Here is a 442-nt window from a genome sequence, read left to right on the forward strand (position 1 = left end):
CCGTTATCTCGAATCGCTGAACGCCTATGCGCGCAGCATCGTGCAGCCGGCCGGGCGGCCCGAGGTGGACGCCGTCTACGGCATCCCGCCCACGGTGGCGATCGAGCAGCGCCTCTCGCGCGGCGGGCGCAAGAGCACGGTGGGCACGACCACCGAGGTGTGGCATTTCCTGCGTCTTCTGTACGTGAAGCTGGGCGTGCAGCACTGCATCTACGACGGCGCCGCCGTGCAGCCGCAGACCGCCGACAGCATCGCCGCGCACCTGCTCACGCAGTTCAAGGGCCAGCACATCGGACTGCTGGCGCCGCTGGTGCTGAACCGCAAGGGCGTGTATACCGAGCTGGCCGACTGGGCGCGGCCGCGCGGCTACACGCACCTGCGCGTGGACGGCCAGTTCCTGCCGACCACGGGGTTCCCGCGCATCGACCGCTTCAAGGAGCAC

Annotated in this window: 1 pseudogene; it reads left to right on the top strand. The window is 69.7% G+C overall.

Annotated features, from left to right (window positions below):
* Positions 1-442 (top strand): annotated as a pseudogene (locus tag GVJ63_RS21970) (hypothetical protein); the annotation flags it as partial.

It is taken from the genome of Pantoea sp. 18059 (genome assembly GCF_902706165.1).
GTDB lineage: Bacteria > Pseudomonadota > Gammaproteobacteria > Enterobacterales > Enterobacteriaceae > Pantoea > Pantoea agglomerans.